The following is a 14554-nucleotide window of genomic DNA, read 5'->3' on the forward strand; positions in this document are numbered from 1 at the left end:
GAACTGAAATTTTTTTAGGTTTCTGTCATGATGCCGCCATTGACATGAAGTACCTGCCCCGTCACGAAGGATGAATCTTCCGACGCCAAGTAAATATAGGTGGGCGCTAGCTCGAACGGCTGTCCAGCTCGTTTCATGGGTGTTTCCAAACCAAACGTTTTTACATACTCAGCCGAATAGCTAGATACGATGAGCGGTGTCCAAATCGGGCCTGGAGCCACTGCATTGACTCGGATACCCTTGTCTACCAACTGGAGCGACAGCGAACGAGTGAACGATACGATTGCGCCTTTTGTTGAGGAATAATCGACAAGTAAAGGGGCGCCCGCATATGCGGTTACGGATGCGGTCGATATAATGGTGCTCCCCTGCTTCAGGTAAGGAAGCGCAGCTCTCGTCAAATAGAACATAGGAAAAATATTGGTGCGGTACGTATCCTCGAGCTGTTCGTCAGTAATGTCCGATATACTTTCTTGAGGGAATTGGACGCCTTGATTCAATATAAGAATGTCTAGCCGTCCGTAGCATTCCAATGTTCTTCTTACCACTTCTGATGAAAATGCGGGCTGGCGCAAGTCTCCTTCGATCAGCAGGCAACGGCGCCCGTAACGTTCCACCATCCGTTTGGTCGCTTCAGCATCTTCTCGTTCATATAAGTAGGCAATCGCCAAATCCGCCCCTTCCTTTGCGAAACCGATCGCGACAGCACGGCCGATCCCACTATCGCCTCCTGTGATAATGGCGATTTTCCCAACCAATTTCCCGCTTCCCCTGTATTCGGGATTGTCGGATATCGGAACCGGGTTCATTAAATACTCCAGACCAGGCTGCACATCCTGATGCTGTGGTGGAAAAGTAATCGGTACCTGCCGGCAGCGTGTCTCATAACTGAAGTAAGGATACTTCGGAATCATTGCGAATCCTCCTTTGCTTTTATAGCCAAAACAGAATATTCGCCCAGTTCCCGATTGGTGCCCATTTTTATTGCATGATTCTACTCGTTTAGTTGAGTGAGAGTGGAACAGCCGCTGCTGCACGCTACTCCACTTTCGTTCTCCTTTTTGGATCCTATAACAAAAAAAGCCCGTGTTTTGCACGGACTGGATTCGGACAATATTCTTGTCACCCGACAACAGCGGCGCTAAGATCACCGTAAACCCGATAAATAAATGACAATTCAACAACGATCTGCTCTGATCTGCCCTCTTTTTTAATCGTCCTAACTGTGCAATCCCCCTTCCAAACAAGGACGCTGACGATAGTGGCCGATCGGGATTTGGATGAGACTGGTTTTTCCTTGCTGGGTCAATTTGTAAATCTCGTCACTTACACTCGAATTAAATCCGAGCAGTGGTCGCCCTCCCATTCCTATGGCAGACGCCGCCAAGAGTAAGCGTTGTACAAGCATCCCCGCTTCCATCTGCTGAATTCGGTATCCTCGGTACCCTAATGACGATTTGAGGTGCTCCTTGTCACCAGCCACATGCACGCAGAGCGGTACTTGAAACAGATTAACGTTGCCCAGGGACATTCCCTGCTGCAGTCTTAACCGATGATCTCCGGGAAGTATTCGGTGTAGCATATTCGCTGTACGATCATAGCGATAGGCGCCGTCAGGAACGCCTTGGGCGTTATATAAACAACAATACAAGGACATAAGGGAAACAGGCTTTTCGCGATGTCCCTTCAAATCATTGAAATAGGAGAAGGAAGCCGTCGCCTCTTGCAACAATGAGGCCACTTCCGACGCAGCCATCTTGCTCAATACGAAATCCGTTTCCGGCGAATACCGTTTTCGGCAGATCGACGCAAGATCATACGACAACCGCTCCACACGGGGCATATATACCGCCTGAATCCCGCTTTCAACGTGCTTCTCCACCTTGACGTGTCGAAACGATCCTGTTGAATCCAGCATGGACGCTTCGTTCATCTTGGTCAGCATCGGGTAGTCCTTGACCTTTTTCGACCGTACGTAGTGTTCATGCCGAACGACCGGTAGCTCCCGGCATAAATCGACCGCAGCGACAACCCCTTCTCCATAATTTCTATCATGAAACCAAGATAGCGTAGGCTCCGTCGAAAGCGGAATCACCGCATATACACTTTCCTCCCGATCGGATATCCCAAGCAGATGATTGACTGCCCGATCAAGAAACTGGAAATACACGCCTGATTCATAACCGAACCGTTTCGTCACTTCCAGTAGTTGCCCGATCAATACGCCAGTATCCAGTCCTTGTAGACGATAGGAAAAGTCTCTATACTTATAGAAATTTTTCCAAAACATGACGGAAACAAAAACAGTGCCAAAACAAAGCGACATATCGCATCGGTTACCGAGAGCCCGGGCCAGATAGGAATCAAAATTCCCTTCACGAAGCAATACCAAACGATGGTGAGCCGCATCATAATGGTAAACGCCGACAGGAACATCCGCAGTCTTCAGATATACATATAGCTCGTTTGGATACAACCCGCCGCCGGATGGGACGAAACGCCGGTTCATCTGTACCGGGCCCGCCGATTGGTCCATGAAATTCGCCGCAGAGTATTGGCTCAATTGCGTGAGGCCATATACGTGCCAAAGAAAATGACCGATTGATTTCAGATCGGGATTGGCGCACGATTCACGTCCACCAAGTGTCAACGGTACTTCCGAGGATAAAGGAACGACCGGTAAGCTGCGATAGAGTTTATAGGTAAGCGGTGCGTCCTCCCAATCGATCTCCCCATCCGGCGGTCTGGACTCGTGGGTATCCTCATGGAGATTGTGCAGGAAACTATCCAAGCTCATCCGTCTTCCTCCTGAGGGCTTGCGAAGCAATGCCTGCATCGAAAGCATAATCTTACGCGGTTTTATGGGAACGGATGCGGATGTGGATTGAGTTGTTCCGGAAGCAACGGCTGCTTCGCATACCCGAGTAACGCCGGTACCTTCAACACCCTCTCTAGCCCCATCACACGGGTAAGATGATGACCAAACGTCATCGGTAGCATCCCTGGAATCAGCACCTTCACACAGAACAAATCATTTCGTTTTAATTCCGGAGTTGTCTGATCCACCACGATCACATCGAGGTTCAGCTGGCGAAACGCGTAAAGGACGTCCTTCAGGTCATCGGTCAAATCCGGATGATTCGGTATCCGGTTGAATTCCTCATGAAACGTTCGTATTGGTCGGTTTCTCTCCAACAGAAAGTGCAACCGCTCCTCCGCTTGCGGCAAGCTATACAGCATCGAATGGTCCTCCATCCCGCGCACCAGCGACGGGTCGTGGAACATTTGCTCATACCGCTCCCGGTTCGCATCGAACTTCTCGTTAAGCGTCAGCATCATCCCCGATAATTCATGAACCGCACTTTTCGCCGCCCGAACCGGATCCGGATGTGCACCGGCCGCGCAAATCAGGTTTACTCCCTTTGGTCTCGCGTTTTTCGCCAGTGCCCAAACGCTTGGGATACCGTTCTCCATAGTCGCGTTATACAAATGCACTTCAAATCCCGCCACTGTCTGCAATCGGTTGATCATGAGTTGCAGTTCCAGATCGCCCGCGGAACTTGGATCAAGCCGCGGGAGCGGCAGCTGCGCATACCAAGTCAACAGGAATGAATCTCGCTCCACCACTTCCATAATGCCGTAGAATATGGCCTCCTCCAAGCTTCCTCCGAGCGCGCAGCCGTTGGATGTTTCATAAATAAATCCTTGTCCGCAGCTTGAACTGTAATAGGCGAGCTGTTGAGGAACCAAAATCGGACTTTGTCGCATAAACGAGTAGCCCCAAACCCAGTCGGTTGGGTCGTCAGGATGAAAGGGCTTGAAAGGAAAATTAGGCTGCTCATACTGTTCCTTCGCGTACAAGCCTACCGTGACAGGATTAAGAGCATGATCCGCCAGATTGCGGTAACTGTCGATGATCATCGTCCTTTTGCCGCGGGGGGCCATACCGCAGTACCGCTCCAACCCCTCCATGATGGCAGTCAGCTCGCTTTCCGCATAGGAATGCGTTCGACCTGCCGTTGCCTCGTCATGGTCAAACATCGGAAGATTTACGCTCACATCGGCAAATGGCGATACGAAATCAACCATTTTTCCATTCAAGAAGCCGGTCTTATAATCCAGATAATCTTTGATCAGAAACTCCTTCAGGTCATCCAGCGAACGGCAGCGGTAGCTTTTCTCGCTGATCTTGGGACTTGGCTGCAGTGAAATGCGGGCCGCTGCAGGCGTGTCGTCAAACAATTGGCCGCAAACCGGACATACCGGGTCAGGCAGAAAGAAGTGGCTTGTGCATTTTAGCGTTTTCATGTCTAAGTAAAACATCCGCTCTTCCAAACGGGACCGATAGCCCTGAAGAACCTTCTGCGATTCCGACACGAGCAGGACTGTCATCTGTAATAATCCTGTAAGGGATGCCCAAGCGTTACGCGGAATTTCCCCGGCATCAGCCAGACGCTGTTGCAGCATCCACATCTCCTTGCGGTCACGTCCCGCCAAGAGATGCCGGGTGTCGGCACATTGCGTACAACCTGATAAACCGGGGCGAACCAGGGGTCCGACCACACCCTCGCCGAATGCGACGAATCCTCGCAGCCATGGAATACCTGCTGCCCGGAGTAATTCCTCCGCCTCCCGATGAACGGAAGTATGCCATGCATCGTGCAATACCAAGGCGAAATCCGCCGCTTCTGGTACTCCTGCCTTAAAATCGTTCAGACGTACAATCCGACTTAGAGCGGACATCTCTCTGCATACAAGGTTTGCCAACTCGCCTTCTCCGATAATGGCTACCACTGTGTTCACCGGGACACCTCCTCTCGCAGCGAAACGCCAAACACGCCTTCAAGCTCTTCTTTCAAAAACGGTTCCACGGCCAGATCCAACACGAAGAGTTGCTTTCCGTTCTTTTTCAAAATCTGAAGGGCTTCCCGCAAGACTTTCGGTTGTACCGTTCCTTCACTTGAAGGGATCACAAGGTCTACCGCGACCTCTTTTCCAAGTTGCACGGACGAAGCTTCCAGCACTTGAGCCGCACGACATTCGATATGATTCTGGACTTTAAGCAATGCAGCTTTCAACACCTTCTGGAACGCCATTGTCATATTCAAGCCGACACTGCCATACCAGCTATCACCTGTACCGATCCATACTACGGGGAACCCGGACACTTTCTCCCCTAAGGCGATCATCGGTGTTCCCCTCATAGCGGTCAAAGCCTGTAAATAAAACCGGCATTCTTCATCTTCCACCTTACTTAACTGCACCCGAATGACAGGTTGCTTCCGAACCTTCTGTTGCAAGGCCAACTGCTCGGTTAAATTAGCTTGTAATCCGCGTATAACGCCTTCCGCAGCCGTTTCCCCTACTCCGATTCCGACAATTTCTTTGGTCTGTACCAGTACACCGGCCAATCGTGACACGTACGCTTCAATCCCGGTCAGTCCCGCTTCCCTCCGCGCTTCCTCGTGCGTCAGACCTGTGCAGATCAAGTCCTGCAGAAGCCTGGCCGGTCCCTCCGACAACGGATCAACCGCCTGAACACGGCATTGAGAGAGCGGAAGCTGTCTCAAGTCCCCCTCTTCCCAAATATGGAGAATTCCCGTTTGCGCCGAAGTCAATCGGTTAAAATATGGCAGCAGACGGTTCGATACGCTTTTGTCCGAGCTCCCTTCCATCCACGTATTCGATACTTGAACTCTTTCGGCTGCCGAGTATCCACGTATCATAGGATGCGGCATGAATGGATGCCAGTCTCCTTCCAACGTTTCCAGATCAAGCAGGAATAACGAATTTCTTTGTTCCAATTCTCCGGTAACCGTTTTAAATAGCTCGAACACGATCACATTCGCGAGCATCGCTCCCGCAGTGGAGGAGAAGACATGCTGCTCCGGATCCTTATACACGGCTGACTGGTGTAAGCGGCGCCAAGCCGATTCCCAGCATCCCTCAGACTCCGGATGTACGACCGGACCCGCTATTCCTGTCTGATGCAAGCACATTGCCGGCAGGAAAACCTTCTTCTCCGCTTTGCAAATTGCATGGAGAAGCCGGAGCTCCTCAACATCTCCCTCTTGGGAAACATACAGAATCGATTGGAACGGCTGCACAACGTCTCGCCAACCGCGTGCTCCTTCTTTCTGCAAAGCAATCTCATCAAGTAACACCTCTGGATCCGTTCGGCGGGCTTGATCCGCCAATTCAGCCAGCCTCTGCCGATTCGTCGGCACAGAATCCGTTATCAACATACGAATTTTAGGCAGTCCGGACTCCAATAATGCCGAAATCAACGAAACGAAAAAAGGACCGGACCCGATCGCTAATACGCCGGCCTGTCGATAACACTGAAACCGGTATGCGCCGGAATCGCCGAAGCTGTCTAAAAAGGCTATTTGAGCAGCGTACTTTTGGATAATTCCATTCGACAGCTGATGCGGGCGATCTTGACTCACATCCCGAATAAAGCCCTTTTGGTGCAGTGTGTCCGCGATTTCATACACCCGGTCCCGGTAGGGGTTCGACAATCCGTCAGTCAAATCCGCCAATGTGTGTTCTCCATTGAACATGGGGATCAGTTTTTCAATCCACCGATCGATCATCTCTCCTTCCATACGGAACGTGCCTACGTTATTCCGAAAATACACGCCATCGTTCGGAACTGGAATAAAAAAGGTATCCCCCTTTACTTTCAGTCGCGCAGCAGGGGTTAAAATGGTCATTTCACTCCTCCTTACTGATGGGAATTACCAATTTGTTACATCGATTCTTCATTATTATATGTACGTCTATTCGTCCCAAATGCGTTGCCTATAATTATTAAAAGCCCCTGACAACTTATCGCTGTACAGGGGCGGACGCTTCTCCTCAAGCCGATGCGTGATCTCTAAGAATCTGGGAACGAATGGGTTAACGACAGCGATGGCAAAAACCGCCGCAGCGATGAAAACCGCCACAAAAGCCACCGCCAAAACCACCGCAAAAACCACCGCAGAAACCGCCACAAAAACCACCGCCGAAGCCGCCACAAAAACCACCGCAGAAACCGCCGAAGCCGAAGCCAATGCATAGCCGTGAAGGATCCACCGGGTTTGCTCCATTCGGAAACTGACCCGCCGGGTACTGGCTTTGTTGATTCCAAGGCGTCATCTCACCGGCCTGAAATTGGGAAACGTTCAACTGTTGAATTTCATTTTGAAAATCATTCATTGTAAATACCTCCGATTTTTTAGTAATGGATATTGGCAAAAGGAAAGATTGAACATGATTCCAATCTATGGAAGGGTATCCGCGCTTGTTACTGAGATAAACGCCCATTTAATGGGCCTTTGTACCAAAGCAAGCCATGGCGGCTGGGAAGATGGAAAGATCAGCCTGCAGGTGCAATCTTCGTCACCATATCGGCGCCAGACGTCGGACTGAAGCCGGAATACGAGGATGGCAAGTCCCGGCCGGATAAACCGTAACGGCGTTGCTAAATTTGCTATGAACTTAAAACGATTTCTGTATCGGGAAAACAACGGATAATACTAATCCCCCACTGGCTTAAGCTAGTGGGGGATTAGTTTGTAGAGGCTTGGAAGTATGTAGAAGGGAAGCAACCGGGGCTCCCTCCTGGTAGAAATTCACTTTTTTATATCCAAGCGACGATGACTAACAGGATGAATAGGGACAGAATCACTATTATTAAAGCATTAATAGCCGAATCCACAAACGGAACATGCCACGATAACCAACAGAATAAAAAGAACCAGGATAACTCCAGTAGAAGTAAATCCTCTGTTTCCATATCCGCGAACCTCAGCAACTTCACCCATGTTTATTTCACTCCTTTACAAGTCACATTAGAATTAGTATCCAAATCGACAAACGGAGCAGGCGACAATCACCAACAAAATGAACAATACCAAAATCGTACCAGTCGATGTGAACGCTCCACCAAAAGACATCGTAACACCTCCATAAATGGTGTCCATCTGGCTAATTCCCCTAAAGGTTCATCTCGACCAGCGGTCTGAAAACATATTATGGAATGGAATACTTTTTGACTGGGTATCTGACGATAGTTTTTAATATTAGGGAAAATGACTGTAAAGAAGTGGATGTATGTACCCTGTTCTGGTTCAATCGCTATGCTTTAGAGAAGAGGATGAAGTCAATGTATCAAAATCCATATTATTCACAATCCTATCCCGGTCATTCCAGTTCGCATCATCAATTGGCAATGGAGACCTTAACTGCGATCGACCCATTTGTAAAGCATGGAATGAAAGAAGCTCATGCGACTTCCTATCCACATGCATTAAGGGAAGCCGCGGCAATTAGTTATTTAATGGGAAAAGGATTTGGATATGCAACAGCCCATCAAATTGTAGAGTCGTGGTGGAAAATGGGTTACTAATTTGAGGTTTCTAGTATTCCAGATCACGCGAGACGATATGAGCAGAGAGGCAATTCATCTCTAGAGACTATCGCTGATATCACAACATCTTATTGATATATATCAGGTGATGTCACGGAAAAGCAGTGCTTAAACGGGAAATGTCTTGGCAGCGACGTAGGTTCATCTTTTTCAAAGGCTAACGAGCGAAATGATTCCAATTACACGGCAATCTCGGATTGGAAGGAGCGGTTTGAGTTCGATAATTGTTATTTTAGAGCTGATCGGCGCTTTGGAACAGTTTAATCTTCAGTATCCGGATCGTTCGTTTTGGATCGTTTACCGGGATTTATATTGAACTTATGCATGCGGTTCGATAAAGACTTCAACGTTCATAAAATCCTCGGCACGCAGAAGGCTCCCCGAAGGGAGCCTTCTGTCGTTCTATATAAGCGCGATCGCCAGCAAAGAGAACAGCACTAGCGGTAGAATCGCTCCTCCAAACCCAAACCCGTTGCCATAACCATAGCCGTACCCAAAACCCGATGTTTTGGCTTTCTTGCGTTTGGTCGATAACGTTTCTGCCCGGTAGTCGGGTGACTCAGACATATCTAGATAAACGTTTTGTTCATCAACGCCTACTATTACACCTTCATGTCGTCTTCCGTCTACCGTGATCACGGAGACTCTACGGTTCATGTAACGGTTACAGGTGTGGTATCTTTCATAGATGTCCATCATCATCCCTCCCCAATATGCAATATTGTATTGGGACTGCGGACAATTCGTGACGGCGGAATCCCCTACTGGCTCCGGCTGGTAGGATTGTTCTTCTTGGTTATATAGTATGTAGAAAGGAAGCAACGGTGGCTCCCTCCTGTAAGCTAACTATTGATTTACCTCAAAGCACAGGCACAAACAACAAAGACCAACAGGATGAAAAGGACCAGAATCCCTATTACAGAGAGTATCAATAGCCGAAACCACAAACGGAACAGGCAATAATCACCAACAGAATGAACAAAACAAGAATTGCACCAGTCGATGTAAAAGCTCCTCCAACAAATGACATCTAAAACCCTCCCTAGTTAGGTATCCGTTCGGTGGTATTAAAACATCCCATCCGTCGGTCTACACCTATGATATGGTTATGGCTGATTTTTGATTGGGTATATGACTCTGATGTTATTTACCACCCCGTCCTTTCCATTGAAAGCTACGGCCGTACAGATACGGCGGAAGCTGGCAGCTGCCGCCCTTGTATCCGACGAGATTAAAACGCAACCGGTTTACAGCATGCCCTGATCAATTCGGACGGATGGAAAGATTAGAAATCTTTCCATCCGTAGTTGCGAAACGATAGGTGCAACATCGAACAGCAACTGGAATGGATTATCCAAACTTCGTCTATCAGCACTTTCACTAATATTAATAACTATCATCATTAACCCAATCAAAAAAGACACGATTCCATAATATGTTTTCAGACCGCTGGTAGAGATGACCCGATAGAGAAATAACCAGATGGATACCAAACTAGGAGGGTTTTAGATGTCCTTTGTAGGAGGAGCTTTTACTTCGACTGGAACGATTTTGGTATTGTTCATTTTGTTGGTGATCGTTGCCTGCTCCGTTTGTGGTTTCGGTTATTAACCAATTATATTGTAATTAAAAAAGGAGGAAACGTAGATGAGTGAAGTTAGATTTGATGAAGAAAATCGTTTTGAACGTGATGAATGTCGTGTTGAACGTCGTGAAGAACGTCATGTCCTTGGAGCATTTACAAGCACTGGAGTGATTCTGGTCCTTTTCATTCTATTGGTCATCGTGGCCTGCGCTTGCTCTAGGAGGTAGGGGAATGCGAATAAAGACCATAAGGGGACTATTCACGTCCCTTTGTACATAAACCGTTTTAAACAAGTATTCCCACCTAACATAAACGAAGCCCGTGAGGGTATTATTATGTAACGTCGACGCTTTGCTGCCGTGCAATCATAAACGTAAATAGTGCAAATCTGCACCATAAAGAACCCCCACTGTCTTAAGCTAGTGGGGGTTCCAGTTATACGGTTCATTTAGCGGCCTCGACCGGAACGACGGCGACCAGAGCGGTCCCTACGACCAGAGCGATCTCTGCGTCCAGAGCGATCTCTGCGTTCAGAACGATCTCTGCGTTCAGAACGATCTCTGCGTTCAGAGCGATCTCTGCGTTCAGAGCGATCCCTGCGTTCAGAACGATCTCTGCGTTCAGAGCGATCTCTCCGTTCAGAACGATCTCTGCGTTCAGAGCGATCCCTGCGTTCAGAACGATCCCTACGTCCTGATCTATAATAAGGGTCCGTAAATCTGTCTCCGCAGCCAAAAAAGTTACACTCTGCTGTGTCTTGGATTCTTTGATCCAACATCGAAATTCCCCCTTTCGATTTAATGATTCATTTTATTACTATTTGGGAGGCGTTGCTTGTTTACTAGTTTAGTAGTATAAAATAAGGCTTAGAAAACCCCTCAACTGCCTAAGCCAGTGAGGGATTTTTATTAGTTCATCTCTTGTCCGCTCTCCTTCCAAAGCTCATTACGAGTCAATGCAGATATACTTTTTGTTCTTCAGGAGCTGAATCTACAGCATCGCACTCCACACTGACAATATTTTGGTTTCTGGCGACCCCCGCTTGCCGAATAATGCATCGGTATGACTTCTGCCGTTCTAGCACACTATTCATAAGGACTTAGATTCCCCGTGGCAGCGAGGCTATCGACCGATCCCAGTGAATTCCAAATGCCCCTCATGCGCCATCGGTTTGTAACGATGCTCCCTCTAGAGGAATAACTAACGTTACTCAAGTAATCCAAGTTCCTCATATACCCTCGCTGAGACAACACCATTCTGATCCATATGACGATCGCGTTGAAATTTTTTAAGAGCGGTGGTTGTATCCGCCCGAAACTTACCGTTACAGATTCCATTGAAGTAACCTGCACTCTTCAGGCGAGATTGAATTAATTGAACGTCTCCCCCAACGTCGCCTTCCGCTAGATCCCTTGAATTATGGTTTATATCACCCAATACATGTCCGTATATCGTGATTTTTGTCCCGAGTGGAATCAATTCGAATAATTCAATTACGTCACTGTTACGCATCCGAATACATCCATGACTGAGATGTTGTCCAATAGAATATGGCCTGTTCGTACCATGGATGCCATAATTCCCCCAAGGAACGTTCAATCCCAGCCAGCGGGGCCCAAATGAAGTCCCCCAATTTTCCCCCTTATATACGACTTGGTATTCACCAACAGGGGTCGGAGTGGATGGATTGCCAACGGCAATGGAATACACTTTTATTTTTTGCCCTTGCATTCGAACGATCAATTGATGCTGAACGGGGTAAACTTCAATGGATATAACCTCCTGTCCTGCGACAATCGGCAAGTTAGGATCGGCATATGCGGAATTGGGATCAAATAACCCAAATACGATCGAACTTAACAAAATCATAATGTAGAATTGAGGACCTAAGGTTCTCTTTTTTTGCCTCATTATTAATCACCACTTAGGCTGATATTATCTATGCTTATTCGCAAATTTATTCTGTAACCCATGGGAACATTTTATTCACCAGGTATTGTTAAATAAGAAAATTAGTCTGTAGCGGCGAGAAATCAAAAAAGACCGACAGGAATAAACCTGTCGATCCAAGCAATAAACTATTGTTACAAGAAGCTTACTATCTACGTTCTTTTGAGTAGGATATCTTATTGCATATGCAATAAAGATATTCAGAATCTCATTTTTATCATGAATAAATAATATAATATAACAGGTAATCCTACGATAGTAGATAGTACTGTGAATGAAGTATATACTCTCTTCTCATCTCGTAATATAAATAGTAAAGATTTATACCCTAAAATACCAATCCATCCACCTATACAATTTAGAATTATATCATCAATGTCTGCTGCTCCAATGCCTAAAAGCCCCTGAATGATTTCAACAAATAAACTCACAATAAATATAAACAATAGATTGATTATTACTCTTTTATTGTTCATAAATAATGAAAAATATACACCAAGGGGAATAAAAATAAGTATATTGCCAACCACATTAGAGAAAGCGAATTTTTTTAAATTTGCAGAGTTGCCAGATATGTATTCACCTATGCTATCAAAAGGAATGAGATTGATTGACCTAACTAAAGTCCTTTGGCTATTAAATAGCTCCAAAATCGAAACTCTCGATAAGAAAAATATTTTAATTAACAAAAGTATGTAACAGATGAAAACACCATATAAAAAGACTGTTTCTATTCGTTTTCGTTTATTCATAAATATCTCCTTTTTTTCATCCTTCGCAACAAAAGATATGCTTGAAAGAAAACCACATCTTCGGCAAGTTCATCCAAAACAGAACGCCGTCCGGAGTGTTTTCCAAAGCAAAATCAACGTTCATTGATTCCAACGTTTTACGGACAATGGCCAGTCCCAAGCCACTTCGTTCGTTTTTCCGGCTCCGCGCCTTATCCACGCGGTAGAACGGGTCAAAAAGCTTCGGCAGAACAGTATCGTCAATCCTCACGCCCATGTTCAACACGCAAAGGCGGTATTGGTCAGCGACAGGATCGCTCCATATCCGAATCTCGCCGCCGTCCGGCGTATTCTGCACCGCATTCAATATGACGTTTGAAAGCGCCTTTTCTAACATTTTAGGGTCGGCAAGGCAGGTCTACCCGTTAGGAATATCCGTAACAATACGCTGGCCGTTTGCCTCAGACAATGTATGAAAGTCAGACAGCATGTCGGCAATGGTACGCCTGATGTCCAGTTTTTCAGGAACGGGTACGATTTTCCCGTCGTTCAGACTGACAATCTCCAGTATATTGGAAATCATTTTGCTCTGTGCGTCCATCATCTTCAAGCATTCGCGCAGGTATTTGGAATGGTCTTTGTAATCGCCTATATTTTCAAGCATTCCCTCCAGCAAGACGCTTGTAGCCGCGACAGGCGTTATTACTCGTGAGAAGCTGCAGAGAAGAAATACCTCTGTGTTTCCTCCACCTCGCGCTCCCGCAGGATTTCGTCCTCTAATTGGGAGATGTTTTTTTTCAGCCTGTCGTACATGGAATGAACGTCGCGGGCTAATATGCCAAGCTCATCTTTACGTTCCGGCAAATGGTTTTGTCACATAATCGTCCGCTTCTGTATCAAACGCCTTGATTTGGTTTTCGTCGTCTGAAAGGGCGGTCATCATCAGTACGGGCGTATTATTTAGCTTGCGAAACTCCCGAAAAAGCTCATGGCCGCTCATAACGGGCAACATGATGTCGAGAATGACTAGTTGGTAAATATTATTATAAAATTTTTTATACGCTGCAAGCAGACTTCATTCGACTAATGTTCTTGTCATCCGACATCGGACGGCCTCTCACGTGGGTAAAGTTTCCGAATAATGACCGTGACAACAACTTTATTCCATTAAACCTAAAGAAGCCGCGATTTACGCGGCACTTAATGAGATAAAGTTCTTTTCAACCGACACATGGCTGTGACAAGTCAGGTTAAGAGATCTTGAGCTCTTTTCGTTTATAAAATTAAAACGTAGTATATACACTTTCACATTCTTTTGCGGTCGGTTCATAAAAACAGTGCTTCTTCCATCGTCCTGCGTGCGGCTGATCATACCAAGTTGGCGGACATGGTCCGGGATTTTCGAACGTTCCTGGACGGAAATACCATAGGGAGAATTTGGCTGGCCAATTCCGCTCCCCATTCACAGCCCGTTGCGCCAGACGGCGTTCCCTCTCTCTTGCATTTTGATAGTACAAACCATGTTGCAATGCTTCGAACGCATGCGGCTGGTTGATCATTTGGGGAATTGTTCGGATTCCTTTAAAATCGGAGCAATTCGCTCTTATTCGGTTAATGCCAACATTTCCAACAAGGAGCATGCCCATTTCGCCTTCGGTCTCAGCTTCAGCTCGAAGCAACCTTGCCAACATATTAATATCCTGTTGCCTAGCTTTTACGACTGCCATTGGCTCACCTCTTTAGATTTCTAGACTCATCATATTGTAGGTGAAGCGGATGTGTTACTCTGGCAAAAAAGAGAACGATAATAAATAGCCGTTCCACCACACACTTCTGCCCGTTTGTTGAGAAAGGCAGTCGACCACAAGAAAG

The 14554-nt window shown here is 46.8% G+C and carries 14 protein-coding genes and 2 pseudogenes; 1 reads left to right on the forward strand and 15 read right to left on the reverse strand.

Features of this window, described 5'->3' with window-relative positions; all coding sequences use genetic code 11:
* Positions 1-14: 14 nt before the first annotated feature.
* The 7 genes from ACKGJP_RS18895 to ACKGJP_RS18925 all read right to left on the reverse strand — a co-directional run bounded on the left by ACKGJP_RS18895 (position 15) and on the right by ACKGJP_RS18925 (position 7970).
* Entirely contained in the window at positions 15-914 is a 900-nt protein-coding gene (locus ACKGJP_RS18895; RefSeq protein ID WP_409340374.1) for an SDR family oxidoreductase, read from the reverse strand.
* 305 nt (positions 915-1219) lie between these two features.
* Positions 1220-2797 (reverse strand): SagB family peptide dehydrogenase, encoded by a 1578-nt coding sequence (locus ACKGJP_RS18900; protein WP_409340375.1) that lies wholly within the window; start codon positions 2795-2797, stop codon positions 1220-1222.
* A gap of 62 nt (positions 2798-2859) precedes the next feature.
* The gene (locus ACKGJP_RS18905) at positions 2860-4803 is read right to left on the reverse strand and encodes a TOMM precursor leader peptide-binding protein (RefSeq protein ID WP_409340376.1); all 1944 of its coding nucleotides are present in this window, start codon (positions 4801-4803) and stop codon (positions 2860-2862) included.
* Positions 4800-6716 (reverse strand): putative thiazole-containing bacteriocin maturation protein, encoded by a 1917-nt coding sequence (locus tag ACKGJP_RS18910; protein WP_409340377.1) that lies wholly within the window; start codon positions 6714-6716, stop codon positions 4800-4802. Before ACKGJP_RS18910 ends, ACKGJP_RS18905 begins: the two co-directional genes overlap by 4 nt.
* Positions 6717-6903: 187 nt before the next feature.
* Positions 6904-7203, reverse strand: coding sequence for a heterocycloanthracin/sonorensin family bacteriocin (locus ACKGJP_RS18915; protein ID WP_409340378.1), 300 nt, complete (start codon positions 7201-7203; stop codon positions 6904-6906).
* A 485-nt stretch (positions 7204-7688) separates the two neighbouring features.
* A complete protein-coding gene (locus ACKGJP_RS18920) occupies positions 7689-7811 on the reverse strand; it encodes a YjcZ family sporulation protein (protein ID WP_409340379.1) in 123 nt (40 codons plus the stop codon).
* Positions 7812-7844: 33 nt separating this feature from the next.
* Positions 7845-7970, reverse strand: a complete 126-nt coding sequence (locus ACKGJP_RS18925; RefSeq protein ID WP_409340380.1) for a YjcZ family sporulation protein — start codon at positions 7968-7970, stop codon at positions 7845-7847.
* Between the two features lie 182 nt (positions 7971-8152).
* On the opposite strand from ACKGJP_RS18925, the gene ACKGJP_RS18930 reads away from it, so the two are divergent.
* The gene (locus ACKGJP_RS18930) at positions 8153-8395 is read left to right on the forward strand and encodes a hypothetical protein (protein ID WP_409340381.1); all 243 of its coding nucleotides are present in this window, start codon (positions 8153-8155) and stop codon (positions 8393-8395) included.
* 423 nt (positions 8396-8818) lie between these two features.
* On the opposite strand, the gene ACKGJP_RS18935 is transcribed toward ACKGJP_RS18930, so the two are convergent.
* The 8 genes and pseudogenes from ACKGJP_RS18935 to ACKGJP_RS18970 all read right to left on the reverse strand — a co-directional run bounded on the left by ACKGJP_RS18935 (position 8819) and on the right by ACKGJP_RS18970 (position 14409).
* Positions 8819-9238, reverse strand: a complete 420-nt coding sequence (locus tag ACKGJP_RS18935) for a hypothetical protein (RefSeq protein WP_409340382.1) — start codon at positions 9236-9238, stop codon at positions 8819-8821.
* Positions 9239-9344: 106 nt separating this feature from the next.
* Positions 9345-9446 carry a YjcZ family sporulation protein gene (locus ACKGJP_RS18940; protein ID WP_409340383.1) on the reverse strand — a complete coding sequence of 34 codons (102 nt, stop codon included), beginning with the start codon at positions 9444-9446 and terminating at the stop codon, positions 9345-9347.
* A 999-nt stretch (positions 9447-10445) separates the two neighbouring features.
* Positions 10446-10736: a hypothetical protein gene (locus tag ACKGJP_RS18945; protein ID WP_409340384.1), complete on the reverse strand. Its 291-nt coding sequence runs from the start codon at positions 10734-10736 to the stop codon at positions 10446-10448.
* 471 nt (positions 10737-11207) lie between these two features.
* The gene (locus ACKGJP_RS18950) at positions 11208-11870 is read right to left on the reverse strand and encodes a L,D-transpeptidase family protein (protein ID WP_409347196.1); all 663 of its coding nucleotides are present in this window, start codon (positions 11868-11870) and stop codon (positions 11208-11210) included.
* A 281-nt stretch (positions 11871-12151) separates the two neighbouring features.
* Positions 12152-12703 carry a VanZ family protein gene (locus ACKGJP_RS18955; protein WP_409340385.1) on the reverse strand — a complete coding sequence of 184 codons (552 nt, stop codon included), beginning with the start codon at positions 12701-12703 and terminating at the stop codon, positions 12152-12154.
* 16 nt (positions 12704-12719) lie between these two features.
* Positions 12720-13540, reverse strand: a pseudogene (locus tag ACKGJP_RS18960) (sensor histidine kinase); the annotation flags it as partial.
* Between the two features lie 4 nt (positions 13541-13544).
* Positions 13545-13745 (reverse strand): annotated as a pseudogene (locus ACKGJP_RS18965) (response regulator); the annotation flags it as partial.
* A 220-nt stretch (positions 13746-13965) separates the two neighbouring features.
* On the reverse strand, positions 13966-14409 hold the full coding sequence (locus ACKGJP_RS18970; protein WP_409340386.1) for a cell wall hydrolase: 444 nt from the start codon (positions 14407-14409) through the stop codon (positions 13966-13968).
* Between the last annotated feature and the right edge of the window lie 145 nt (positions 14410-14554).

The sequence above is a fragment of the Paenibacillus litoralis genome, from assembly GCF_046244365.1.
Classification (GTDB): Bacteria; Bacillota; Bacilli; order Paenibacillales; family NBRC-103111; genus Paenibacillus_V.